General features: G+C 65.1%; 17 protein-coding genes. 8 read left to right on the top strand and 9 right to left on the bottom strand.

Going from position 1 to position 24,435, the window contains the following annotated elements; all coding sequences use genetic code 11:
* The first annotated feature begins 35 nt into the window (after nucleotides 1-35).
* Nucleotides 36-1,061 (top strand): histone deacetylase family protein, encoded by a 1,026-nt coding sequence (locus BM190_RS09790; RefSeq protein ID WP_092253881.1) that lies wholly within the window; start codon nucleotides 36-38, stop codon nucleotides 1,059-1,061.
* Nucleotides 1,062-1,197: 136 nt separating this feature from the next.
* Here the strand turns inward: BM190_RS09790 and BM190_RS09780 are convergent, their stop codons facing one another.
* The 4 genes from BM190_RS09780 to BM190_RS09770 form a co-directional block, all read right to left on the bottom strand.
* A complete protein-coding gene (locus BM190_RS09780; protein ID WP_092253878.1) occupies nucleotides 1,198-2,178 on the bottom strand; it encodes an LLM class flavin-dependent oxidoreductase in 981 nt (326 codons plus the stop codon).
* Complete coding sequence (locus tag BM190_RS09775; protein WP_018316960.1) at nucleotides 2,175-2,906, bottom strand: 4'-phosphopantetheinyl transferase family protein; 732 nt, start codon at nucleotides 2,904-2,906, stop codon at nucleotides 2,175-2,177. Before BM190_RS09775 ends, BM190_RS09780 begins: the two co-directional genes overlap by 4 nt.
* A gap of 234 nt (nucleotides 2,907-3,140) precedes the next feature.
* On the bottom strand, nucleotides 3,141-3,314 hold the full coding sequence (locus BM190_RS40325; RefSeq protein ID WP_177236989.1) for a hypothetical protein: 174 nt from the start codon (nucleotides 3,312-3,314) through the stop codon (nucleotides 3,141-3,143).
* Nucleotides 3,315-3,453: 139 nt separating this feature from the next.
* A complete protein-coding gene (locus BM190_RS09770) occupies nucleotides 3,454-9,906 on the bottom strand; it encodes a non-ribosomal peptide synthetase (RefSeq protein WP_092253877.1) in 6,453 nt (2,150 codons plus the stop codon).
* Nucleotides 9,907-10,048: 142 nt separating this feature from the next.
* On the opposite strand from BM190_RS09770, the gene BM190_RS09765 reads away from it, so the two are divergent.
* The 5 genes from BM190_RS09765 (at nucleotide 10,049) to BM190_RS09745 (ending at nucleotide 16,436) form a co-directional block, all read left to right on the top strand.
* Complete coding sequence (locus tag BM190_RS09765; protein ID WP_092253875.1) at nucleotides 10,049-13,510, top strand: AAA family ATPase; 3,462 nt, start codon at nucleotides 10,049-10,051, stop codon at nucleotides 13,508-13,510.
* Nucleotide 13,511: 1 nt separating this feature from the next.
* Nucleotides 13,512-14,303 (top strand): protein-L-isoaspartate O-methyltransferase family protein, encoded by a 792-nt coding sequence (locus BM190_RS09760; RefSeq protein WP_092253873.1) that lies wholly within the window; start codon nucleotides 13,512-13,514, stop codon nucleotides 14,301-14,303.
* Nucleotides 14,304-14,399: 96 nt separating this feature from the next.
* Entirely contained in the window at nucleotides 14,400-14,780 is a 381-nt protein-coding gene (locus tag BM190_RS09755; RefSeq protein ID WP_049814814.1) for a hypothetical protein, read from the top strand.
* Nucleotides 14,781-15,029: 249 nt separating this feature from the next.
* A complete protein-coding gene (locus tag BM190_RS41060; RefSeq protein WP_244550628.1) occupies nucleotides 15,030-15,377 on the top strand; it encodes a DUF6036 family nucleotidyltransferase in 348 nt (115 codons plus the stop codon).
* A gap of 108 nt (nucleotides 15,378-15,485) precedes the next feature.
* A complete protein-coding gene (locus tag BM190_RS09745; RefSeq protein WP_092253871.1) occupies nucleotides 15,486-16,436 on the top strand; it encodes a DUF6492 family protein in 951 nt (316 codons plus the stop codon).
* Between the two features lie 10 nt (nucleotides 16,437-16,446).
* Here BM190_RS09745 and BM190_RS09740 read toward each other — a convergent pair whose 3' ends face one another.
* On the bottom strand, nucleotides 16,447-17,514 hold the full coding sequence (locus BM190_RS09740) for an endo-1,4-beta-xylanase (protein WP_092253869.1): 1,068 nt from the start codon (nucleotides 17,512-17,514) through the stop codon (nucleotides 16,447-16,449).
* 320 nt (nucleotides 17,515-17,834) lie between these two features.
* On the opposite strand from BM190_RS09740, the gene BM190_RS09735 reads away from it, so the two are divergent.
* Both BM190_RS09735 and BM190_RS09730 read left to right on the top strand, forming a co-directional pair.
* Entirely contained in the window at nucleotides 17,835-19,271 is a 1,437-nt protein-coding gene (locus tag BM190_RS09735) for a lipopolysaccharide biosynthesis protein (RefSeq protein WP_092253867.1), read from the top strand.
* A 241-nt stretch (nucleotides 19,272-19,512) separates the two neighbouring features.
* On the top strand, nucleotides 19,513-21,069 hold the full coding sequence (locus BM190_RS09730; RefSeq protein WP_092254014.1) for a L,D-transpeptidase: 1,557 nt from the start codon (nucleotides 19,513-19,515) through the stop codon (nucleotides 21,067-21,069).
* A 31-nt stretch (nucleotides 21,070-21,100) separates the two neighbouring features.
* Here the strand turns inward: BM190_RS09730 and BM190_RS09725 are convergent, their stop codons facing one another.
* The 4 genes from BM190_RS09725 to BM190_RS09710 form a co-directional block, all read right to left on the bottom strand.
* Nucleotides 21,101-21,913 carry a class I SAM-dependent methyltransferase gene (locus BM190_RS09725; protein ID WP_092253865.1) on the bottom strand — a complete coding sequence of 271 codons (813 nt, stop codon included), beginning with the start codon at nucleotides 21,911-21,913 and terminating at the stop codon, nucleotides 21,101-21,103.
* A gap of 82 nt (nucleotides 21,914-21,995) precedes the next feature.
* A complete protein-coding gene (locus BM190_RS09720; protein ID WP_092253863.1) occupies nucleotides 21,996-22,535 on the bottom strand; it encodes a VOC family protein in 540 nt (179 codons plus the stop codon).
* Nucleotides 22,536-22,560: 25 nt separating this feature from the next.
* Nucleotides 22,561-23,529 carry a Bug family tripartite tricarboxylate transporter substrate binding protein gene (locus tag BM190_RS09715; protein WP_092253861.1) on the bottom strand — a complete coding sequence of 323 codons (969 nt, stop codon included), beginning with the start codon at nucleotides 23,527-23,529 and terminating at the stop codon, nucleotides 22,561-22,563.
* A gap of 11 nt (nucleotides 23,530-23,540) precedes the next feature.
* Nucleotides 23,541-24,434, bottom strand: a complete 894-nt coding sequence (locus BM190_RS09710; protein ID WP_092253859.1) for an MBL fold metallo-hydrolase — start codon at nucleotides 24,432-24,434, stop codon at nucleotides 23,541-23,543.
* Nucleotide 24,435 lies beyond the last annotated feature (1 nt).

Here is a 24,435-nt window from a genome sequence, read left to right as displayed (position 1 = left end):
AGACGTCTGTGAGCATGCGATCACGGAGTGTTTGAGTGAAAGCCGTCCATACTGAACTGCACCGCAGCCACGATCCGCAATTCTTCCTGGTTCGCGGCGTCGTCAAACGCACCACCGAGCAGCCGGAGCGCGCCGACCGCCTGCTGAAGGGATTGAAGGACGGCAAGCATCAATTAGTCGAGCCGACCACATTCGGGCAGGGGCCTCGCGCGCGCATCCACAGTCCGGAATATCTGTCGTTCCTGAGCGAAGCCTGGGACGCCTGGACCGCGCTCGGCGATTCCGGCCCCGAAATGATCGGCAACATCCATCCGGTGCGCCACGCTGCGACCTACCCGACCCACATCGTCGGCAAGCTCGGCTGGCACACCGCCGACACCGCAGCGCCGATCGGTCCGGGCACCTGGGCTGCGGCCTGTGCCGCGACCGACGTTGCGGTCACCGCCGCGCAGATGGTGATGGACGGCGAGGATGCTGTCTATGCGCTCTGCCGTCCGCCCGGCCATCACGCCTATCGCGACATGGCCGGCGGCTTCTGCTTCCTCAACAACAGCGCGATCGCCGCGGCGCATCTGCGGCAGAAGCACGAGCGCGTCGTGATCCTCGACGTCGACGTCCATCACGGCAACGGCACGCAAGGCATCTTCTACGCCCGGCCCGACGTCTACACGGTGTCGATCCACGCCGATCCCATCGCCTACTATCCCTATGTGTGGGGCTATGCCCACGAGCGCGGCGAGGGACCCGGCCTCGGCACCAATCTCAACATTCCGCTCGCCATCGGCACCGGTGATGACGGCTACATCCAGGCGATGGACGTGGCGCGCAAGGTGATCGAGTCCTTTGCTCCCGGTGCCCTCGTTATCGCGCTCGGCCTGGACGCCTCCGAGCACGATCCGCTCAAGGGATTGGCCGTCACCACGCCCGGCTTCCGGCGCATCGGCCAGGCCATCGCGAAGATGGGCCTGCCGACCGTGTTCGTGCAGGAGGGCGGTTATCTCTCGGATATTCTGGGCGCGAACCTGACTTCGGTGCTGGCCGGATTCGAAGAGGCGCGGTGAGGTTCGCCGAATAGACCGCCATCCTCCGTCATTGCCAGCGAAGCGAAACAATCCAGAATCTTTCCGCGGCACCAGTCTGGATTGCTTCGTCGCAAGGGCTCCTCGCAATGACGATGTGGAGGCACAGGATCCGTCCTCAAAACATCCCGCTTGCCGCGAGCGCCTTGCAGACGTGCTGCATCTCGGCCTCGTCGGCGACCATGTCGAGCATGACAGTGGTCAGGCCCTTGGCCGCAAAGTCCTTCAGCTTCGCGCCGATCTCCCGGTAGCTGCCGACGAGATAGGGGCAGTCGGCCTGGAAGGTCAGGAACGGCAGCAGCCAGTAGCCATTGTCCCCGAGATCGCCGCTCTGGCCGGCATAGAGGTGCCGCTTCCACACGGAATCGGTGTTCTCCATGGTGAGCACGAGAAGCTCGCGATCGTCAGGGTTGTCGCGGAAACGTAGCTTCGCGGCCTGCCGCGCCTCCTCGCGCCCCTCGCGGGCGAAGATGCCGAAATTCATGCCTGATACGCTGAGGCCGCGATCGAGATCCGGCGGCAGCATCTGCATCTTGATGCAGCCGGTCTCCTTCGCCACGCGCTGGGCCGCCTCGGATTGGCCTGCGATCAGGAATTCGGGCATCAGCTCCGCCGGCAGGCGCGGGCGAAGCTGCAGATGGTGCGCACGGTAGAAGCGGCCCTCGAAATTCACCGGCCGCGGGCTTGCCAGCAACTGCCGCATCAGCCCCACGAATTCGCCGAGCCTGATATAGCGGTCGGCATGCGACTGGTCGTCGCCCAGCCCCTGCAAGTCGCTGACCGCGGTCCCCGTGATCATGTTGAGATAGACCTTGCGGCCGTAAAGCTGGGCAAAGGACGAGACGAATTTCGCCGCCGTGAACGGGTGCATGTAGACCGGATTGACGGCGATCAGCGGCGAAGATCGCGTCGTCGCAGCCATGACGTGCTGGGCCATGGCCCAGGGCTCGACGAACACGTCGTTGCCTTCGAACAGCAATATGCCTTCGAATCCGTTGCGGTCGGCGAACTGCGCCACCCGCATCAGCTCGCCGACATATTTTCCGGCGTCGCGGTTGCGTGAAATCGCGGGAAAGACGCGCAGCCGCGGCTGCGTCATTCAGCCGCTTCCTGGAGCGGCCAGGCATTGCGGCTGATGGGAAGGCCACCGTCCGCACGGGAGCCGTCGGCGATCGCGAGGCGATGCGAGGGTGAGGGCGAGCACAGCGAGAAGCGCCAGCCGTCGGGATCGTCGGCGATATCGGGCTTGAAGCTGATCTCGATGGCCTCGCGCGAGACCTGCATCGCGAAGGCGTCGAGCGGCAGATTGAGCCCAAAGCCCCTGGCCTTCAGATAGGCTTCCTTGAGCGTCCAATAGTCGAAGAAGCGCTCGGTCGCCGCGGGCTCCGGCAGTCCGCGCAGCGTTTCGACCTCCTCCGGCGCAAAGAAGCGAAGCGCGGTGGATAGCGGCGCCACCCGCCGCGACACGGTTTCGACGTCGACGCCGACGGACTCATGTCTCGACACGACGCAGGCGACGCAGCCGTCGGCATGAGACAGGCTGAAATGCAGCGCGCTCGAGGTCGCGGGTGCTGCGACAAACGGCCGCCCATAGCGGCCGGCTGCAAAGGACCAGTCGGACGGCGCGACGTTGGAGGCGATCTGCGACAGGGCCAGGCGCAGCATCGCATGTGCGAAAATATACTGCCGCCGATGCCGCTCGAACATGAAGCGATCGGCCCGGACCCGTTCGTCGACCGAGAGCAGCCGTCGACAGGCCTCGACCGCGCCCGGCGCGTCGATGGACTCGATCAGTCCGACAAAGAGTTCAATTCTGTCGTCCGCCATCAATTGGGCCTTTTGCGTCAGGCCGAAGGCAGATCCCCGGTCCCGACGGAAGAAACAACTGAGCAAGAATCAATCAAGCGGACCGCTTCTAGCGGTCCACCCGGGCGAATTCTTGTCGATTTGCAGGCCGGTTTACAGGCGCAAGCTTGTGCGAGACCCCAACTCGACACGCGAGCGGCCCATCCCCGAAAAGTGAAGCCCTAAAGATTCGTACTGCGTCCCGGCCGACGAATCTTACCTCTTCTTCTTCTTCTTGGCTTTCTTCGAACCGCCAAGCACCGAAAGGCTGGCGTCGACGTCCTTCAGCGCGGACTGGAGCTTCTTCTTCTCGGCACCGAGCAGCTTCTGGAGGGCCTTGCGGTCCTTGTCGCTCAACGACGTGCCCTTTGTAAATTTGATGAAACCCATAACACTCCCCCGGTGGAAAATAATCGTCCAAATCAAAACGCGGGAATAATCTTGCGCGACGGCGCCAAATAATCAAGATGCAACTTGGTCATGCACAGCTTTGACGAGTGAACCCGTATTAGTCCGCGATGTCATCCGCTCACGCCGCGTTGCGCGCGAGTAATCGGTCGAGCGGCGTGTTGGGCTGGGCGACGGCGGCCCCCAGCAGCGCAACGAGATCCTCCATCCACGCGCCGACCCTGCGGCCGTCGAGCAGCTCAAGCTTGTAATTGCATGAGCCGGTGATGCCGGTCGGGCGCTCCTTGAGCATCAGCGACAGCCAGGTCTGGTCGATCGGCAGCACCGGCTGGCCTTCGCGTGCGATGTTGCCGATCGATCCTGTCGCGAGGTCCGGGAGATCGAGCGGCTGGCGCAGCGGATTTTGCAGCGTGAAATAGACCTGGAGCAGCGAGGCCGGATCGATGCCCTCCCGCTCCAGATGGTCGGCCAGGATGTTGAAGGGCAGCTCTTGCCGCGCATGCGCGTCGAGCACGCTCTGGCGTACCCGCGCTAGCGCCTGCGTGAACGATAGCTCCGGCGTGATTTTGGTGCGGACGATCACCGTGTTCTCGAACGGGCCGACGATTCGGTCGGTGTCCGGCTGGGCGCGATTGGCCATGGCGGTGGCGATAGAGATGTCGGTGCGACCCGTCCGGGCCAGCAGCAGGGCCTTCAGACCGGTGAGCAGGCACATGAACAGCGTGCCATTGTGCCGGCCGGCGAACGCCGTGAGCCGGCTGATCAGCTCACGATCCAGATTCACCGGATGATGCCCGGTCGACGCGCCCGGGCTTGATTCGCCGTCGAAAACGGACACCGCGCCGCGCAAATTCTCCGTCCAGTCGGCCGCCTGCAGGCGGGCGGCGTCCGTGCCGCACCACCAGCGCTGCCAGCGTGCGACGTCCGAAAAGGCCGGGGGCGGCTTCGGTAGCGGTACCGACTGATATCCGGCCAGCGCCGCATAGCGGCTGGACAATTCCTCGAACAGCACGCCGATCGACCAGCCGTCGACAATGGCATGATGCAGCGTCAGCAGCAGCACATGTTCGTCGTCATGGAGCCGCAACAGCCGGGCGCGGAGCAGCGGCGCGCGCGTCGTGTCGATGGGCGTAGAAGTCTCCTGTTGGATCAGAAGCTCGATCTTCCGGAGCTCCAGCGCCTTGCGCCGTTTGTTGGCGTGGGGATGACCGTCGCCGATCGTCTCGATGGTCAGGACACGGCCGAGGGTGCCGGGTGCGGCGATGCGGCTGACGGGCTCCTCGCCGTTCCAGCCGAACGCGGTCCGCAGCGATTCGTGCCGGCGCACGACGTCCTCGATCGCCTGTGCCAGGGCGGCCGCATCGAGCGGACCCTGCAGACGGAACGCGAAGGGCAGGTTGAACAGCGGCAACCCCGGGAGGTTCTGCTCGATCCGCAGCATCTGGTCCTGCGCGATCGAGAGCGTTGGTCCGCTGCTGTCGGTCAGGCTCGCTTTGGCCGGGCTTGTCACGCTTGCGGCAGGCTTGCGCGGCGTCGCCGCCATGGCCTGGTCGACCCGCCGGGCAAGCCCTTCGATCGTCGGTGCCTCGAAGATGGTCTTGATCGGCAGCGACACGCCGAGCGCGCGGGCGATACGCGCCATCGCCTGGCCCGCCAGCAGCGAATGGCCGCCAAGGTCGAAGAAATTGTCAGTGACACCCAGGCTTTCCACCTTGAGCAGGTCGATCCAGATGTCGGACAGCACCTTTTCAGTAAAGCGCCGCGCCGGCACGGGCGCGTCCGGTCCGGGCGCCTCCTGCTGCGTCGGCACCAGCAGTGCGGACCGGTCGATCTTGCCATGGGCATTAAGCGGTACGTGATCCAGGAACAGGAATGCGGACGGGATGGCGTGGCCCGGCAACCGGCTCTTCAGGAATTCGCGCAGCTCGCTGGCGCTGATCCGGCTGGCGGGCCGTGCGACGATATGGGCGATCAGCCTGACATCGCCGCTCGCCTCGCGGCGCGGCTCGACGATGCCGGTCCGCACGCCCGGATGGTCGGCCAGCGCGTTCTCGATCTCCTTGAGCTCGATACGGTAGCCGCGGACCTTGACCTGAAGGTCGGCGCGGCCGAGGCATTCGAGCGTCCCGTCGGCACGGCGGCGGGCAAGATCGCCGGTGCGGTAAAGCCGACCGCCTGGCTGGCGCGAGAACGGATCGGGCAGGAAGCGCTGCCGGCTCTGCGCGGGATCGTTGACATAGCCGCGGCCGATTCCGGCGCCGCCGATGCAGAGCTCGCCGGTCACGCCGACCGGCTGCGGCTGGAGGTTGGCGTCGAGCACGTAGAGCTGGGTGTTCGGCAGCGGCGCGCCGACCGGAACGTTGCTCGTCGCGCTCGCCGGCGCTTTGGTCAGGCGATGCAGGGAGACGTCGTCGGAACATTCCGACGCGCCATAGGCGTTGATCAGCGGCACCTTTGGGCAACGGGCGAACCAGGCCTGGCAAAGCTCGACGGGCAGCGGCTCGCCAGTCGAGATCAGCAGCCGCAATCTCGCAAAGGCGCGCCGGACCTGCGCCTCGTTCATCCGTTCGACGATGACGCGCAAAAGCGACGGGACGATCTCGAGCACCGTGATGCCTTCGCGTTCAATCTCCCGCGCCAGCAGGATCGGGTCCTGCACGATCGCGTTGTCGCAGACATGCACGCGCGCGCCGACCATCGGCCCCGCCAGGAACTGCCAGACCGAGATGACAAAGCTCTGCGGCGCGGACTGCGCGATGACGTCGCTGGCAGAGAGGCCGAGCTCGGCAATCAGCGAGGCCAGATGGTTCGACAGGCCCCGCTGCTCGATCATGACGCCCTTCGGCGCGCCGGAGGAGCCGGACGTATAGATGAGATAGGCGAGGCTAGAGGCTGTGTGCCGTACGGCGCGGGACGGCTTGGTCGATCCCGAGGCGATCGCATCTTCGAGTTCAGCCACCGGGATGCGCTCGACCAGCGGTTCGAGCAGCGCGGCAACCATGGGTGACCGCGCGCGGCCGGTCAGCAGCATGCGGGCGCAGCTCGATCCGAGAATGGTCGTGAGCCGCGCCGGCGGTTGATCGGGATCGAGATTGAGGAAGGCCGCGCCCGCGCGCTGCACGCCGATCATCGCGGCGAGCAGGTCGGGGCCGCGATCCGCAAGCAAGGCCACCACGCTCTCGGCACCGACGCCTTCGCGCACCAGCCAGCGCGCAACCGACCGGCTGCGGCGCGCCAGTTCGCGATAGCTCAGGGTGGTGTGTCCATCCGTCACCGCGATGGCGTTCGGTATTGTCCTGGCCTGGCGGTCGAAGCGTTCGCTCACATTGCCGCGGGTGGTGAAATTGGCCGGCACGCCCCGGCCTGTCGTCAGCAATTGCCGGCGCTCGGCCTCGTTGAGGAGCGGCAGGCGCGAGATGCGCTGCTCCGGATTGGCGATGACGGCCTTCAGCAGAAACTTGAACTGTGCCGCCATGCCGTCGATCGTCGCGGCGTCGAACAGGTCGGTGGCGTATTCGAAGAAGCCGGTGAAGCGACCGTCGGCCTCGACCAGCTCGAGCGTGATGTCGAAGCGCGCCACTTTCGGATCGATCTCCAGCCGCCGCGTCGAGAGGCCGGGAAAGCGTGCCGCCTCGATCGAGGCGTTCTGGAGGATGAACATGATCCGGAACAGCGGATTGCCGTCACTGCGGCGTGCGATCTGCAATGCGCGCAACACCTCCTCGATCGCAAGGTCCTGGTTGCGGTAGGCATCGAGCGTGACCTGCCGGACCCGCCGCAACATCTCGCTGAAGCTCGGGTCGCCGCTAAAATCGTTGCGCAGGATCAGGGTGTTGGCAAACAGCCCGATCAGGCGCTCGCTCTCGATCTGGTTGCGATTGGCGATCAGCGATCCCGTCGCGACGTCCTCATGCCCGGTGTGGCGGTACAGCAGGCACTGGAAGACTGCGAGCAGCGTCATAAAAGGCGTGACGCCCTGATCCTGGCTCAATGCTCGGACATCGCCCGAGAGAGCCTTGGAGAACTCGAGATAGTGGCGGGCGCCGTGACCGCTCCAGACCTCCGGCCTTGGCCGGTCGGTCCGCAGCGGCAGCGTGGTGACGCCGTCGAGCTGGCCTCGCCAATAGTCGAGCTGGTCCTTGGCTGCCGGCGTCTGTGCCCAGCTCCGCTGCCAGAGCGCGAAGTCGCGATATTGAAAAGCTGGCGCGGGCAGGGCCGCCGCGCTCTTCTTGTGAGCGGCGGCGTAGTGGGCGGCAAGCTCCTCCCAGAACAGGCGTTGCGACCAGCCGTCGGTGACGAGGTGATGGACATTGACCACCAGCGCGTGGCTGGATTTGTCGAACGACAGCAGGGTGACTTTCAGCGGCGGCTCGTGCGCAAGGTCGAACTTGTATTGCGCGAGCTTGAGCGCCTCGCGCCTGATCACTGCGGTCCGCTTGTCGGCAGGACAGGGCTTGAGCTTGACCCGCTTGAGCCGCGGCGGCGATTGCAGCACGAGCTGCGCCGGCTCGCCCCGTCGTTCGACGACGACCGAGCGCAGCGCCTCGTGGCGTGCGCTGATCGCGGCAAGGCTCGCCTGAAGCGCGGCGACGTCGATCTGGCCCTTGAGCACCGCGACTTCGACGACGTTGTAATTGTAGCGCGTCGGATCGAGCCGCGAGAGCACGTACATCCGCTGCTGCTGGAACGAGAGCAGCGCGTCTGCTTCCATCGCCTGCCGCCAGGCCGGCAGTGTCGCCCCGTGCCGGCTTGCGGCGGTGTCGATCCGGGCTGCAAGCGCGACGACCGTGGCGCAATCGAAGATGTCCTCGAATGAGAAGTCGACGTTGAAGCGTTCGCGCAGGCGAGAGCGCATCTGCGTCACCGCGAGCGAATCCGCGCCGAGCGCGAAGACGTCCTGATCGACGCCGATCTGCGGCAGCTCCAACAGGCCGGCCCAGATCTCGGCGAGTTGTGTCTCCAGCGCGTTGCGCGGCAGCCGTGCCTCGTCGCCGTTCTCCGGCTTGGCGATCAGCTCGGCCAGCGCGTTGCGCTTGATCTTGCCGCTGCCGCCTTTCGGCAGGGCTGCCACGCTGCGGATCAAGCTCGGCACCTTGTAGGCCGCGAGCCGTTTGCGCGCGAACTGGCGCAGCTGATCCGAGGTCGCCTCCGCATCCGGTCGCAGCACCACGACGGCGGCGACGTTCTCGCCGAGCTTTTCGTGCGGGACGGCGAACACGCCGGCCTCCAGCACCGCCGGATGGCTGAGCAGGACCTCTTCCACCTCCAGCGGCGAGATCTTCTGCCCGCCGCGGTTGATGACGTCCTTGATGCGGCCGACGATGAAGAGATAGCCGTCCGCGTCGAGATAGCCGAGATCGCCGGTCCGGAACCAGCCGTCGCGGAAGGCGGCCTGTGTCGCCGCCTCGTCGTTGTAATAGCCGCGGCTCATGTTCGGTCCGCGCAGCATGATCTCGCCACGCTCGCCGCTCGCAAGCGCGCGGCCCGTCTCGTCCATGATCGCGATCTCGGGGCCGGCGGCGCGCCCGACCGATCCGACCTTGCGTTGCTCGAACGGATTGGCCGCGATCTGCGAGGCCGCTTCGGTCATGCCGTAGGTCTCGAGCACGGGAACGCCGAACGTCGCCTCCAGTCCTTGGAGGATCGTGGGCGCGAGCGAGGCCGAGGCCGAGCGGATCACGCGCAGCGACGACGATCGGGCGCGGTCCGGGTCGGATTCCGCCGCCGTCAGCAGCGCGCGATGGATGGTCGGCACCGCCGTGTACCAGGTGGGCTGCAGCTCCCGCATCCAGCCGAAGAAGGACGGTGCATCGAAACCGTCGGTGCAGATCACGCTGGAGCCCGCGGCCAGCGCCGTCAAAAGGCCGGAGATCAGGCCGTGGGCGTGAAACAGCGGCAGGACGTTGAGCAGGCGATCGCGGGACGAAAGCGACAGCACGTGGCCGGCATTGTAGGCAGACAGGCATACATTGCGATGCGTCAGCGGTACCATTTTCGGCCGCGCCGCCGTGCCTGACGTCAACAGGATGAACGCATCGTCGTCGCCGCGCGAGGCGCCGCCGGTCGCCGCCGGCCCGACCGTCGGACCGATGAATTTGCCGCCGCCCAGATTGTCTTGCGGTCCCGGCACGAAATCGATCACCGCGATATCGAGTGCCTTGGCGACGTCGCGGCTTGCCGAGTTCATGTCGGCCCGGGTCACGAGCGCGGTCAGCTTCAGTTCGCTGAAATAACGCTGCAGCTCGTCCGCGGTCAGATCGGGATTGACGGGGACGCAGGCGCCGCTCGAGGCAACCGCGATCAGCGCCAGCGCGCTGTCGGCGCCGCGCGGCAGCGCAACCGCAATCCGGTCGGCAGAGGTGATGCCGAGCCGGCGCAGCGTGCCGACGAGATCCTGCGTCACCTCGCCAAGCGCGCCGTAGTTGAGGACGGGCCGACCCGGGGCGAGGAGGGCGGGCGCCGCCGGCGTCTTGCGGGCGTAGAAATCGAGCAGGCCGCCGATATGGACGAATGTCTTCGTTTCGGCCGCCGTGCCGCTTGATTCCTCCGGGGCTGGGAGTGTGACGTCCGACAATTCCGTTCCCTTTTGATCCGATTGAGCTATTCTTCCAAGAAGTCAGGGAACGCGTCCAGTCTGAGGTGAAGTTTTGGCCCCAAAATCTGTGGTTGAGGGGCCCTAAGCCCTTCGACGGAATTATGGTCGGGCAGAAATCACCATGCTGGAGAATGGGCCGGACACGGAAAGGGAAGGCGAGCTGAAGCGCTGGCTCGAGGGCGTCGGCCTCGGCCACTACACCGATCTCTTCGTACAGCACCGTCTCGATCTCGACGTCATGGGTGACCTGACCGAATCCGATCTGGTCGAGCTCGGATTGCCGCTCGGCGATCGCAAGCGGCTGCAGCGGGCGATGGCGGCGCTGTTCCAGGCGGAAACGGCCGAGGCGCCCGCGACAATGGTGCCGCCAACGCGCACGGAGGTCGGCGCTGAACGGCGTCAGCTCACCACCATGTTCTGTGACATGGTGGATTCCACCTCGCTGTCCGTGCAGTTCGATCCGGAAGACGTTCGCGACATGATCGCGAGCTTCCGCGAAACCTGCGTCCGTGTGGTCAAGCATTACGAGGGCTTTGCCGCCCGTTTCGTCGGCGATGGTATCCTCGTCTATTTCGGCTATCCGACCGCGCATGAGGACGATGCCGAACGTGCGGTGCGCGCCGGGCTCGAGATCGTGCGGCTGCTATCGAGCGCACGCGCGACCGAGCTGCGCGGTGGGCTCAGCCACTCACCCGCCGTCCGCATCGGGATCGCGACCGGCCTCGTCGTGGTCGGCGATCTCGTCGGGCAGGGCACCGAAGAGCGCGACTCCGCGGTCGGAGAAACCGTCAATCTCGCCGCGCGCCTGCAGGGCCTCGCGCCGCCTAACGGCGTGGTGATTTCCTCATCGACCCAGTCGCTGTTGAAGGGGAAGTTCGACTACCGCAATCTCGGGGTCCATGCCTTGAAGGGGATATCCGAGAAGACGCAGGCCTGGCACGTGGTGCGCGCCTCGCGGGTGGAGACCCGCTTCGCCGCCGCCATGGGCACGCGATTGACGCCGCTCGTCAACCGCGAGGAGGAGATCGCGCTGTTGATGGGCCGCTGGGAGCAGGCCAAGGATGGTGACGGCCAGGTCGTGGTCAAGTTCGGCGAGCCCGGTATCGGCAAGTCGCGCATCATCCAGGAAATCTTCGAGCGGATATCGGGCGACCGGCATGGACAGGTCTCGTTCCAGTGCTCGCCCTATTACACGTCCACCGCGTTCTATCCGTTCGCCGAGCAGCTCAAATTCTACCTCGGCCTCGACCGCGAGGATGCGTCCGCGCTGTCGCTGGCGGGCCTGGAGAGCGCGATCGCCGCCGCTCATGGCGACATCGAGCAGGTCACGCCGCTGTTTGCCGCGCTGTTGTCGATGCCGACCGGCGACCGCTATCCGCGGCTCGAGCTGTCGCCGCAGCAGCAGAAGGATGCGACCGTCGGGGCGCTGGTCAATCACTTCCTCGGCCTTGCGCGCGAGATGCCGCTGGTGATCGCGTTCGAGGATTTGCACTGGATCGACCCGACCTCGCGCGAGGTGATCGACCTCCTGGTCGACCGGGTGCAGAACCGGCCGATCCTGGTCATCATCACCGCGCGGTCCGAATTCCAGCCGAGCTGGAACGCGCATTCGCACATCACGACGCTGGTGCTGAACCGCCTGAGCCGGCAGCTGCGCGCCACGCTGGTGGAGCGCGTCGCCGGCAGAGAGCTGCCCAAGGAGGTCGTCGAGGAGATCATCGTCAAGACCGACGGCGTGCCGCTGTTCCTGGAGGAGCTGACCAAGACGGTCCTCGAATCCAACCTGCTGACCGAGCGGCAAGGGCGCTACGTGCTGTCGGGCCCGTGGCGGCAGCTCGCGATCCCGGCAACCCTGACCGACTCGCTGATGGCGCGGCTGGACCGGATGGGGCCGTTCAAGCGGATCGCGCAGATCGGCGCCACCATCGGCCGCGAGTTTTCCTACGAGACGCTGCACGCGGTCGCCAATACGCCGGCGGAACAGATCGAGGCGGCGCTCAATCATCTGGAGCAGGCCGGGCTGATCATGCGCCGCGGTCTTCCGCCCGATGCGCTCTATTCCTTCAAGCACGTCATGATCCAGAACGCCGCGCATGCGAGCCTGCTGCACAGCGAGCGCCGCAAGCTGCATTCACGGATCGCCCAGGTGCTTGCCGAGATGTATCCGGAGAAGACCGAGCGCGAACCGGAGCTGCTCGCCCATCACATGACCGAATCCGGCCAGAGCGAGGGCGCCGCGAGCTTCTGGCTCAAGGCCGGCAAGCAGGCGGCCAAGACCGGCGCCAATCTGGAGGCGATCGGCCATCTGCGCCGCGGCCTCAGCGTCGTGCAGGCCAATGCGCGGATGCAGGGCGCCGACGAAATGGAGCTCGAGCTGCGCATTGCGCTCGGCAACGCGCTGATTGCCGCCAAGGGCTACGCGGTCCAGGAGGTCGAGGAGAACTACATCCGCGCGCTCGAGCTCGGCCAGCAGCTTGACGACGACGAAAAGATCTTTGCCGCCACCCGCGGGCTCTGGGTCTGTCACTTCATCCGCGCCGATCTCACCCGCGCGCACGATCTCAGCGTCGAGCTGTTGAAATTCGCCAAGCGCGAGCGGCTCAACGAGCGGGCACAGCCGGCGCAGCAGACCGGCTATCTGATCGAGGCGCACCGCTCGATCGCGATGACCATGCTCTATCGCGGCCGCTTTGCCGCTTCCCAACATCATCTGCACCGCTGCATCAATCTCTACAGCCCGGATCTCCACTCCGATCTGATGGAGCGGCACGGCATCGATCCCGGCGTCGTCTCGCTGTCCTATCTCGGCTACCTCCTGTGGTTCCTCGGCCGCCCCGACGCGGCGCGCCAGCACAGCGAGCAGGCGATCGCGAATGCCGAGAAGATCCGCCATCCTTTCACGCTCGCCTTCGCGCTCGTGTTCGGTGCGTATCTCTGCCAGCACTTGCGCGACGTCGAGGGCACGCGCGACCATGCCAACCGCGCCATGATCATCGCCACCGAGCATAATTTTCTGCATTGGAAGCAGCAGGCGGCGATCCTGCGCGGCTGGGCGCTGGCGCAACTCGGCGAGGCCGATGAAGGCCTCAGCCAGATGCGCTTCGGCCTCGACGAGTACGAGGCGATGGATTCCTGGCTCGCCGGCTGCTGGTTCCGCTGCCTGCTTGCGGAGGCCTACGCCAAGGTCGGGATGCGCGAGGCCGCCTTGCGCGCGCTCGATGGTGCGCTCGCGACCGCGCGGCGGACCGGCGATCATTCCTATCTCGCCGAAGTCTATCGCCTGCAGGGCGAGATCACGCTGTCGGACGGAGACCCGGCCTCGGCACAGGAGGCCGGCGATCTGTTCGCGCTGTCGCTGGAGATCGCGCGCAAGCAGGGCGCGTTGTCCTGGGAGCTTCGCACCGCCGTCAGCCTCGCGCACCTGTCACATCAAGCCGGCAGGCGCGAGCACGCGCGTCTGCTGCTCGTGCCCGTTGTCGGCAAGTTCAGCGAGGGTTTTTACACGCCGGACCTGAAGCAGGCGGTGCAGCTCGTCAACGAGCTCGGTGCGGACGCGCCGGTCCGCGAACGCGCCGACCCCTGACATGAGCGATCTTGCCGCCGCGCGTGCGCGCTATGTGGAGAGGATTGCAAAGCGCGAGCGGATTGCCTCAAAGCGCCTGCTCGAAGCGCTCGCCGCCATCCCGCGCGAAAACTTTCTGCCGAGAGGGCCCTGGCGGATCAAGAGTGAAGCGGCGCGCAGCTATCGGCTGACGCCGGATGGCGATCCCGTCCATCTCTATGACAACGTGCTGGTCGCAATCGACGCGCGCCGCAAGCTCGACACCGGGCTGCCCAGCCTGTGGGCGCATTTCATCGATTTGCTCGACATCAAGGAGAAGCACCGCGTGGTCCAGATCGGCTGCGGGCTCGGCTATTTCTCGGCGGTGTTGTCGAAGATCGTGGGACCCAAGGGCAGGGTGATCGCCATCGAATGCGACGAGCGTCTGGCGCGCCGCGCTGCAGGTTTCCTTCAGACTTATCATAACGTCGAGGTGGTCCATGGCGACGGATGTGAGGAGATCCGCGAGCGCGCTGACGTGATCATCATCCACGCCGGCTTCTCGCATCCGCATCCGCTCTGGCTCGAGGCGCTTCGGCCGCGCGGCCGCCTGTTGGTGCCGCTGACCCAGCGGGACCGTGAAGGCGCCGCCCTCAAGATCACGCGCAGGGGCGGGGGGTTCGAAGCCGAGGCGGTGCAGCAGATCCGGATCTTCCCCGGCCAGGGCCGTGGTGTGACCGCGCTCGACGACCGTGTCGCCGACTGGTGGCAGCGCGCCTCGGCTCTGGCGCCGCTGCGCTTTCGCGGGATCGAGCAGGGACTGCCGTCGGATTAGGGCTTGCCGGAATCGAGGTGGCAACTATCTGGAAGTTATGCTCTTTTTTGTTTCGCGTTGGTTGTCTATATTCTGGTCCGGTCCACGGACAAGCAGATGAGTGACGGATTGAACGAAGGCGTGGTTGGCGACACCGCTAAGCTGATGATGCATCGGCTGATCGCGCGGAGACTTCGTCGTGACCCAACTTTGGTGGACAAGGCCAAGGCAGCTCACACGCGTCAGGCCGACCAATTCACCGACTGGCCATTCGTGCAGGAGTGGCAGGAATTGCTGGCGCTTCCGACTGGAGAGTTGGCGGTGAAACTGATCAGTCGCGATCGCGAGATGGTCAGATTGCGCAATTCGTCGCCGTTCTTTCTCACCGATGGCATTCATTTCGGCGATTACGACACGAGGATCCGGCTACGGAGGGCTGCGAGAAGAATCGTCGAGCGCGGCTTGAGCACTCAACTCGCTTCTGCTCGAGGCCTGTGATGCCTGGTGGCCCCTTCCGCGATTTCGAGGATTTGCTCAGAGTGGTGAGGGCACTTGCCTTGGAGTTCAAGACGGACACCGTGTTCATCGTTGGTAGCCAGGCGATTCTGGCTTCCATGTCGGACGCGCCGGAGGCGGCGACGGAATCGCCGGAAATCGATGCGTTTCCAGCAAACGCGAAAGTCTGGGAAATGACGGAGGCCAAGCGCACGCGTGACGGTGTGCAGCCTATTGCGTCTGAGCACATCGATGGTCTTTTCGGATCTGAAAGCCACTTTCACCGAACACATGGTTTCTACATCGACGGCGTGGATGAGACGACGGCCAAGCTTCCGAGAGGCTGGCGGCACCGCCGTTACAGTGCAGACCGAAGTCGAAGGACGGACGGTAATCGGCGTGGCGCCTGCGCCGGAAGACCTCGTCGTGTCCAAAATCGCCAGATTGGATGAGAGGGACAAGCAGTTCGTTGGCGCGATCCATGAGACGCATCCGTTGGACCTGGAGTTGATCGAACGGAGAATCCGAGAAACCGACCTTGATCCGGCTATTGCGGAGCGAGCGGTCGCCTACATCAGAAGCCTGAAATCCAAAAGCTAGATTTCCCGTGTCGCGCTCCATTTCGCTTTACCTTGATTCAGGTTGAGAGTTTCCAGTCTCTATCCGCGCCGCTATGAGTACGGCCTGATGGCCATTTGAGCGCGCTCCATGCATTCCGTTGCCCTGCTGACCGCCAGCTATGCCAAGGATATCGAACGCTTTTCGCTGCTCAGCGAGAGCATCGACACCTGGCTCTCGGGATACACGCGGCATTATGTTCTCGTTAACGATGAAGACGTGCCGCTGTTCGAGCGCTTCGCCTCCGACAAGCGGGTCATCGTTCCGGCCTCGCGCTATTTGCCGAAATGGCTGTTTGCGCTGCCGCCGGCGCTCCAGTTCATCAGCAAGCGCCGCGTCTGGCTGTCGCTGCTGTCCTCGCCGGTGCATGGCTGGCACATCCAGCAGATCCTGAAGATCGCCGGCGTCCTCAATGCGCCCGAGCAGCGCGTCTGCATCCTGGATTCGGACAATCTGTTCTTCCGCGAATTCGACGTCGGCCAATATGCCGGGGCTGAGAAGACGCCTCTGTTCGTCACGCCGAAGGACATCCGCGCTGACCACCCGCTGCACGGGCTGTGGCTGCGCACCGTCGATCAGCTTCTCGGTATCAAGGATCGCTCGTTTCCCGCCGATGATTATGTCGGCAACGCGCTGGTCTGGGACAAGGACACCGCGCGCGCGATGACCGCCGCCATCAAGTCGGCGACCGGCTTGAACTGGGTTCTGGCGCTGTGCCGGAAGAAGAAGTTCTCGGAATATCTGATGTACGGCCACTTCGTCGCGAACTCGCCCGCGCATCTTGCCGCCCATCGGGTCACCGAAGACAGCATCGCGGTCTCGCATTGGGATGACACGCCGCTCGACCGCCCGGCGATCGAAGCGCTGATGCGTGCCGCTTCGCCCGGGCAGGTCGCGCTCTGCATCCAGTCCTATTCCTCGACCTCGGTCGAGGATATCCGCGACGTGTTCCGCCTCAGCTCGCGCGATCGCCGGGCTCCGAGCCTGTCTCCCGAAGATATGGGAGACGCGGCCGAGTTCGAGGTGAAGACGCGCAGCTAAGCTCGCGCGTTCAAACGTCCTTTGTGAACTTGCTGATCACGTCCATGAATGGCTTCGGCTTGAACTCGCCGTCGAGCGGCAGCGGCCGGTTCGGCTGCTTGTCCGCGCGGGCGAAGGTGCCGTTGATCCAGCTGTAGCGATCCGAGAGGCCCCAGGTCAGGATCGACCGCACCGGGCCGCTGATTGAAATGGCCGTCAGCAGGTCGTCGACGCGTTTGGCGACGATGGCGTCGCGCTCGGCCGGATTGCCCGTCAGCTTCTGGTCGTCGACGTCGAGTTCGGTGACATACACCTCGAGTCCCCACGAGCGCAGCTCGGTGACGAACTCGGCGAGCCCATGGGTGTCGATCTCGAGCTCGGCGTGCAGATGCGATTGCAGTCCGACGGCGTGCAGCGGAACACCCTGGTCGAGCAGGTCCATGATCAGATTGCGATAAGCCGCGCGCTTGGCAATGAAGGAATCCTTGGCCGACTCGATATCATATTCGTTGATCGCGAGCTTGACGAACGGATCGGCCGCAGCGGCCGTGCGGAACGCCAGCGGAATCCAGCTCTGGCCGAGATGCTGCGTCCAGAACGTATCGCGCCGGTCCTTCGGGCTGCGGGGATTGTCAGGGATCGGCTCGTTGACGACGTCCCACGACGTCAGCTTGTCCTTGTAGTAGGAGACGACGGTGCCGATGTGGTCGACATAGGCGCGCTCGACGCCGCGTGTGTCCTTGATCTGCTTGGCCCAGTCCGGGATGTCGTGATACCAGGCCAGCGCGTGGCCGCGCATCGTCAGATCGTTGTCCCGCGCAAAATCCAGAATCGCGTCGGCGCGCTCGAAGTTGAACGTGTGCGCATTCGGCCGCAGCATCGGCCATTTCAGCTCGAGCACCGGGACGACCTGGGTGCAATAGGTGCTGATGGCTTCGCCGAGCCTGGGATCGGCCTGCAGGTCCCAGAGCGTGGCCGCTGCCCCGAACCCCGGATGGCGCTGCGCCAGTTTCGACGCCGGCGCCGCCGACGCGGATGCGCCCGCCGCGAGGGCTGCGGCGCTGCCGAGGAGAAATTCGCGTCTGTCGAGCCTGGTCACGGCCGTCCTTTTCGAACCAACGCACCATCGTACCAAGCGGCGCCTCGCGACGCCGGGGTTTCGCCTTGTTAAGTTAACCTCTGCCGCCTGGAAGCCATGGTTCCTTTTCGTGATCGCGCCTTGCCGTTCAGGGAAGGGCAAATTTAACGCTAACGCGCGAAAGCGGCTCCAAGGCTTCATTCGCCGCCCGATCTGCAGACTTATGTGACACTCTTGAGCGATGCTGCGGCGCATTCGTTTGCCCCGCCAAAGGCCCCATTTAAGGCCCCATTGATGAACGGCCGTCACACCCGCAAGACCGCCGCCGGTCCCGTGCTCGCATGCTGAACCGACATTTTTCGATTTATCTCGTTGCCTACATCCTGCCTGCGGCGGTGGGCTTCTTCGCGGTCACGGCCTATACGCGGCTGCTGACGCCGGCGGAGTACGGCGTCTATGTCGTCGGCATCAGCCTTGCCGGCATTCTGGGCGCGATCTTCTTCGCCTGGATCAAGCTGTCGGTGTCGCGTTATCAGGCGACGTCGGCGGAGGTGGATTTTCGCGGCACCGCGATGGTCGCCTTTGGACTTACTGTCGCCGTGCTGTGCGCCACCACGCCGCTGGTCTTCCTGTTCCGTAGCGACCTCAGTGTCGAGCTGCTGCTCGCCAGCGTGTTCGTCGCGATCATGGCCAATGCCGTCGATGTCGGCCAGGAGTTCGAGCGCGCCAAGTTGCGTCCCTACCGGTTTGCCGCGATCTCGATCGTGCGCAGCGTGTCGAGCGTCGGCTTCGGCCTCCTCGGCATTTGGCTCGGCTGGGGTGGATTGGGGCTGCTTGCCGCGTTTGGTCTGGGGTCGCTCACTGGCATCATCCTGAACCTCGTCGGCGACCGCACCAAAATCGCGCGCTTCCAGCGCAGCCAGTTCATGCAGCTGGCGCGCTACGGACTGCCGCTGACGCTGGCCGGGCTCTCCGTTGCAGTCTATTCGGCCTGCGACCGCCTGATTGTCGCGTATCTGCTCGGCAAGGACGCCGCGGGCATCTTCGGCGTTGCCGCCGACCTGCCGCGCCAGTTCATGGTCATGATCGCATCCAGCGTTGCCGCGGCCACCGTGCCGCTGGTGTTCCGGTCGTTGTCGGAGAATAGCAAGGAGACGACGCGGGAGCGGCTGACCGAGAGCCTCGAGCTGCTGCTCGTCGTCGTCACCCCCGTTGCGATCTGGCTCGCGCTTGCAGCGGATCAGGTTGCCGGCACGCTCGTCGGCATCGACTTCCGCGCCGGCGTGTCGGCGCTGCTGCCGACCCTGGTGCTCGCCCGCTTCTTCGGTATCGCCAATCAGTTCTATGTGCAGATCAGCTTCCAGCTTGCCGAGCGGCCCTTCATGCTGGCGGCGCAGTCCTTTCTCACGCTGGTGGTCAGCGTGGTCCTGATGTTCGCGCTCGTCGCCGGCTACGGGATCTTTGGGGCGGCACTGGCGACGCTCGCGACCGAGGCGCTCGGTTTCCTCGTCGCCGTCGTCCTGATGCATCGCGCCCACCCGGTCCCGTTCGACCTCGGCCGCCTCGCCGGTATTGCGGCCTCCGCAGCGGCGATGGCGGCTGCAATCCTGGCTGCGCGGTCTCAAGCGGGCGGCACCGGCTTTGTGTCGCTCGTCATCGTCAGCTTCGCCGGCGGCCTTGCCTATGTCGCGGCGGCCTGGCTGCTCAACGTCGCCAATGTCCGGACGCTGTCGCTGCGTTTCCTGCGGACGTTCAACCGCAAGGCTCTGGGCGCCTGACGGGCGTGTCCTTGCCGGCAGAGGCGGACATTCTGCCGCAGTGAATGCCACCAGGTTCGGACCAACCCCGGCTGCAACCGACCTTCCGCCGGCTCGGGCCGTCATATATGAGGGATTTGTCGCCGGACCGGGCCGAATATCGCCACAGACGGAACGTATGGCGGCTGCGCTTTCTTAATTGAATGACCGCAATCTGATACATGATCGGCACGAGCGGGCCGGCATTTCGACCGAGGATGGCATGAAAAACCGACTGACGACGGCGCAACCCACCAAGGCGATGCGGCGTCGGTTGCCTCCCGGAATCGTGACATTGGCGGCAATGGCGGTCCTGGCGGCGGTCGCGCCGGCGAGCGCGGCCAAGCAGGCGCGCCAGCCCGCCGAGGCGGTGGCGCAGCGCCAGGCCGGCGATCCCATCATGGCGATCGTGTCGATCAAGAGCCAGCAGGTCACGTTCTACGATTCAGAGGGCTGGATCCTGCGCGCGCCGGTGTCGACCGGCACCACGGGACGCGAGACGCCGGCCGGCGTCTTCGCCGTCGTCGAGAAGGACAAGGACCACCGCTCGACCATGTATGACGACGCCTGGATGCCGAACATGCAGCGCATCACCTGGAACGGCATCGCGCTGCATGGCGGACCGCTGCCCGGCTATGCCGCCTCGCACGGCTGCGTGCGCATGCCCTTCGGCTTTGCCGAGAACCTGTTCGACAAGACTTATATCGGGATGCGGGTGATCATCTCGCCCCACGATACGGTCCCGACCGATATCGCTCACCCCTCGCTGTTCGTACCGAAGCCGGAAGCGATCGCGGCAGCGCCCAGGCTGGCCGACAAGCTCTCCGTCGAGGCCGACGAGGCCACAAGGGCCGCCGACGAGGCCAAGAAGGCTGCGTCCGCCGCCGCCAAGGAAGCTGCGTCGCTTCCTGCCGCACTGCGCAAGCTGGAACAGCAGAAGGCCCGCGCTGACGCCGAGCTCGCCTTCGCCGACAAGACGCTCGCGAATGCCAAGAACGATCAGGCCCGCGCCAAGGCCGAGGAGTTGAAGCAGAAGGCGGCGACCAAGGCCGCCGACGCGGCGACGCAGCTCGACGCCGCCAAGGCCGCCGCGCAGCCGAAGCGCGATGCCGTGGCCGCGACGAAGGACGCCGCGAAGGCCTCCGCGGCCAGGAAGGCCGACGCCGTGAAGGCCGCGACCGACGCAAAGCTCGCGGGTGAGCCGGTCTCGGTCTACATCAGCCGCTCGACGCAGAAGCTCTACGTGCGGCGAAACACGCACAAGCCAGCACCCGATGGCGGCGGTGAGGTGTTCGACACCAGCATCGAAGTCCCCGTTACGATCCGCAATCCCGAGCAGCCGATCGGCACGCATATCTTCACGGCGATGGCGAAGTCCGCTACGGGCCTGCGCTGGAGCGTGGTCACGATCGAGAACGGCGACGAGGCGAGGAATGCGCTCGACCGCATCACCATCCCGCAGGACGTCTGGGATCGCATCGGGCCGACTGCATTGCCGCGCTCTTCCATCATCATCTCGGACGAGCCACTGAGCAGCGAGACCAATTATCGGACCGAATTCGTCGCTGTGCTGAGCGACCAGCCGCAAGGCGGCTTCATCACGCGCAAGCCGACCGCTCCTGCCATGATCGCCAGCGATGACGGCTGGGACAATGGCGGTAACGGCTTTGGCTTCTTCTACCAGCGCGACCCCTACGTACAGCCGGCCAATCCGCGCCGGCAGCGCGGCCAGTACCAATACTATCAATCGACGGAGCCGATGCAGCGGAGCTGGTGGTAGGACGCGGGATAGCCGCTCGGACGACGTGGAGTTACGGACGCGCTTCGATCACCACAGCCTGAATCTTGCCATCTACCGGTCCGGCGCCATGACGCGTCCGGATCGCCTCGGTGACGATGTCGGTCGCAGCCTGAAGCTTGCTGGCGTCTCTTGCCTCGATCTCGCTGCGCAGTGGCGTGCCTTGGCAAAGGGCGACCGCGACGTATTCGGGCGATGGCGCGCGGCTTGTTTCAGCTCGCGTCTCGATCGAGATGTCGCGGAAGCCGGCACGTTCGAGGTCGGCTCTGATGACGTCTCTGTCGTGATAGCCGTGGGGCGTGCGGACCATGAAGCGCGGCGGGTCGTCGGGAAACAGCTTTCCGAGCGCGACCGTCGCTTCATCCGTCAGCACATTGTTCTCGATCCGATCCCAGACGTTGAACACGAACGTGCCGTCCGGCTTCAGGACGCGCTTCACCTCCGCGTAAGCTTTGGTGCGGTCCGGAAAGAACATCGCGCCGAACTGGCAGCAGACCACGTCGAACTCGGCATCACCGAAGGGCAGGGCCATGCCGTCCGCCTGGCGCCAGCTGATGCGATCATCGTCCTTCTGACGCTGCGCGGCGACTGCGAGCATGGGCTCGTTGAGATCGGTGGCTACGTAACGGATGCCGCGCGGCAGCGCCGCCGCCACGGCGCGCGTCACTGCGCCGGTGCCCGCGGCGATCTCGAGCAGCACGGAAGGAGAGCGGGCGGCGATCCGTCTTGCGATGTCCTCCGCATAGACGGAGAAGATCATCGGGACGAGATACTCGTCGTAGATTTTCGGAATCGAGCCGGCGAAAACCTTGTCAGTGTCGGACATGCTTGCCTCGCTGAAGGGTCGGACACCTGGCTTATGTACCATGGTTTGTCCGCCAACGCGCCTGCCCAGCCGGCGAAAGCTCCTACGATTTCCCGCCACCGACCTCGCGGATCGGCCGGGTGCCGTCCCAGCTTATCGCGGCCTGCCGGACCTTCTCGAAGAACGGCCCCTTGGTGCCGCTGATGTCCGAAATCTCGATCACCGTGCCCGGATGGGCCTGGGTGTCGAAATAGGCAAAGCGCCCCTTCTCGCCGCCGATCTGGCCCTCATGGCCGATCCTGTAGCCGAGCCCGATCGCCTTGTCGTAGAGCGCCTGATAGTCGTGGCTCCAGTACGACATGTGCTGGAGGCCTTCGTGCCCGGCGTCGAGGAATTCCTTGTAGAGCGAGGGCGCGTCGTTGCGCTGCTGGATCAGCTCGATCTGGAGGTCGCCGGAATTTGCCAGCGCGATGCTCATCTCCACGGCGGAGTCCTCGCCGCGATGGCGAAACCAGTCGGTCTTGACCCGGTCCATGTAGTACCAGGGGCCGACCCCCATCACCTCGATCCAATGCTTCATCGCAGCGTGGATGTCCCGCACCACATATCCGTTCTGGCGCACCGCGCCGAAGATGCGGCTCATGCCCGCGCTCCTGTCCTTTGCCTATTCACTTGACCTCAATGCCTGCGTCCTTGGCAACCTGCTTCCAGGCCGCGATGTCGCGCGCGTTGAGATCGCGCTGCTCGTCGCCGGGGACGAAATGCGGGGTGATGCCGAGTGCCAGCAGCTTCTGCTTCACCACCTCGTCACCGAGCGCGTCCTTCAGGGCCGCCGAAAGCTTCTGTGCGATCGGCGGAGCGACGCCCGCCGGCGCATACATCGCCCAGGACAGACTGCGATCGAACGGCACCCCCTGCTCCCCGTAGCTGGCGACATCCGGCAGGCTCGGCGAACGCTCGCCGCAGGCGGCCAGCGCCTTGATCGAACCGTCCTTCACCAGCGGCGTTGCCGTCGCCACGTCGAGCGTTGCAAGGGAGATGTGGCCGCCGAGCAAATCGCCGGCGAGTTTTGCGATGCCGTTGAACGGCACGTGGTCCATCTTGATGCCGGCCTGCTGCATCAGGATCTCCGCGCAGAATTGGCCGGTCGAGCCGACGCCCCAGCTGCCGTACTGGATCGGCTCGCCCTTCTTGGCCAGCGCCACTAGGCCCTTGATGTCGTTGGCGGCAAAATTCCTGGTGGCGACCAGCATGATCGAGGAGGTGCCGACGCGGCCGATGGTCGTGAAATCCTCGATCGGATCGTAGGGCAGTTTTGGATAGATCGCGGGAGCCAGCACATGCGTGGTCATGCCGCCGACGGTGATGGTGTAGCCGTCATTCGCAGATGTCGCGACCATCTGCGTGCCGAGCGTGCCGGCCGCACCGGTGTGGTTCTCGATGTAGATGCTCTGTCCGAGCGTCTTGCCCATCCTGTCCGCAAGCAGCCGGCCGACCACGTCACCGCCGCCGCCGGCCGCGTAGGGCAGCAACATCCGGATCTTGCGGGTCGGGTAGGCGGCGGGATCTTCGGCTCGTGCCGGCAGGGCCGCCGACAGCAATGCTAGAAACGAAAGCGTGACCGTGCGCAGCTTCATGATGTTTCCCCCTAATCTTCGAAACGAAATCTGTAGGCATCGCCGTGCCTGACCACGCGTCCCGCGGTCGGCGCCGGAAAATGGCCGGTGAGCAGATAGCTCGGCGTATCCGCAAGCTCTTCCAGCAGCGCCATGCGCGTTGCGACCGCCGCAGCCGGATCGACGTCGGCGGCATTCGATAGCCACGGCGCCGCGCACTGGATCGGATGATGGATGACGTCGCCGGACATCACCGCGTGATCGTGGTCGCCGTTGAGGTGGATCTGCATGTTGCCGGCGGTGTGCCCAGGTGCCGGCGCAAAGCGCAAGGTCGCGTCGTGATCGCTAAATAGGTGATGATCGGTCTCGACGAATTCGGCAAGGCCGGCCGCCACTACCGGCAGCACGGAATCCTCAAACGAGCCGTGGTTCACTGGGCTCCTCGGCGCCGCATTGTGCGCGGCTTCGAAGTGGCGATATTCGGCGCGGCCCATCAGATAGCGCGCATTGGGGAAGGTCGGCACCCAGCGGCCGTCGATCAGCCGCGTGTTCCAGCCGACGTGATCGACATGCAGGTGCGTGCACATCACGAAGTCGACCTGTTCGGGTGCAACGCCCAGCGCCTGCAGGTTATCGAGATAAGGCTGGTCGAGGTTGTTCCACGCCGGCACGCGGGGTCGATGCTTGTGGTTGCCGCAGCAGGTGTCGACGATCGCGGTCCAGCGCGGTGTTCGGACCAGATAGGAGTGATGGCTGAGGATGAACCGGCCGGTCTCCGGCTCGATGTAGCGATGATCGAGCCAGCTCCGGTTTTCCGCGATCACCGCGTCGGTGACGTTGGCGAACAGCCAATCTTTCTCGAAAGCGAGCGCGGGGATCTCGCTGACGAGATCGACCCGCATGCCGCCGATCTTGACCTGCCGCATC

This window comes from Bradyrhizobium sp. Rc3b, from assembly GCF_900114915.1.
In the GTDB taxonomy this organism is placed as follows: domain Bacteria; phylum Pseudomonadota; class Alphaproteobacteria; order Rhizobiales; family Xanthobacteraceae; genus Bradyrhizobium.
This window is presented reverse-complemented; position numbering and strand designations above follow the sequence as displayed.

Bases quoted from the DNA above. Each gene is read 5' to 3' on its own strand.
- BM190_RS41060 (WP_244550628.1), top strand. From the start codon at position 15,030: ATGGTCTTTTCGGATCTGAAAGCCACTTTCACCGAACACATGGTTTCT.
- BM190_RS09715 (WP_092253861.1), bottom strand. From the start codon at position 23,529: ATGAAGCTGCGCACGGTCACGCTTTCGTTTCTAGCATTGCTGTCGGCG.
- BM190_RS09775 (WP_018316960.1), bottom strand. From the start codon at position 2,906: ATGGCGGACGACAGAATTGAACTCTTTGTCGGACTGATCGAGTCCATC.
- BM190_RS40325 (WP_177236989.1), bottom strand. From the start codon at position 3,314: ATGGGTTTCATCAAATTTACAAAGGGCACGTCGTTGAGCGACAAGGAC.
- BM190_RS09755 (WP_049814814.1), top strand. From the start codon at position 14,400: ATGAGTGACGGATTGAACGAAGGCGTGGTTGGCGACACCGCTAAGCTG.
- BM190_RS09760 (WP_092253873.1), top strand. From the start codon at position 13,512: ATGAGCGATCTTGCCGCCGCGCGTGCGCGCTATGTGGAGAGGATTGCA.
- BM190_RS09745 (WP_092253871.1), top strand. From the start codon at position 15,486: ATGCATTCCGTTGCCCTGCTGACCGCCAGCTATGCCAAGGATATCGAA.
- BM190_RS09730 (WP_092254014.1), top strand. From the start codon at position 19,513: ATGAAAAACCGACTGACGACGGCGCAACCCACCAAGGCGATGCGGCGT.
- BM190_RS09720 (WP_092253863.1), bottom strand. From the start codon at position 22,535: ATGAGCCGCATCTTCGGCGCGGTGCGCCAGAACGGATATGTGGTGCGG.
- BM190_RS09725 (WP_092253865.1), bottom strand. From the start codon at position 21,913: ATGTCCGACACTGACAAGGTTTTCGCCGGCTCGATTCCGAAAATCTAC.
- BM190_RS09780 (WP_092253878.1), bottom strand. From the start codon at position 2,178: ATGACGCAGCCGCGGCTGCGCGTCTTTCCCGCGATTTCACGCAACCGC.
- BM190_RS09710 (WP_092253859.1), bottom strand. From the start codon at position 24,434: ATGCGGCAGGTCAAGATCGGCGGCATGCGGGTCGATCTCGTCAGCGAG.
- BM190_RS09735 (WP_092253867.1), top strand. From the start codon at position 17,835: ATGCTGAACCGACATTTTTCGATTTATCTCGTTGCCTACATCCTGCCT.
- BM190_RS09765 (WP_092253875.1), top strand. From the start codon at position 10,049: ATGCTGGAGAATGGGCCGGACACGGAAAGGGAAGGCGAGCTGAAGCGC.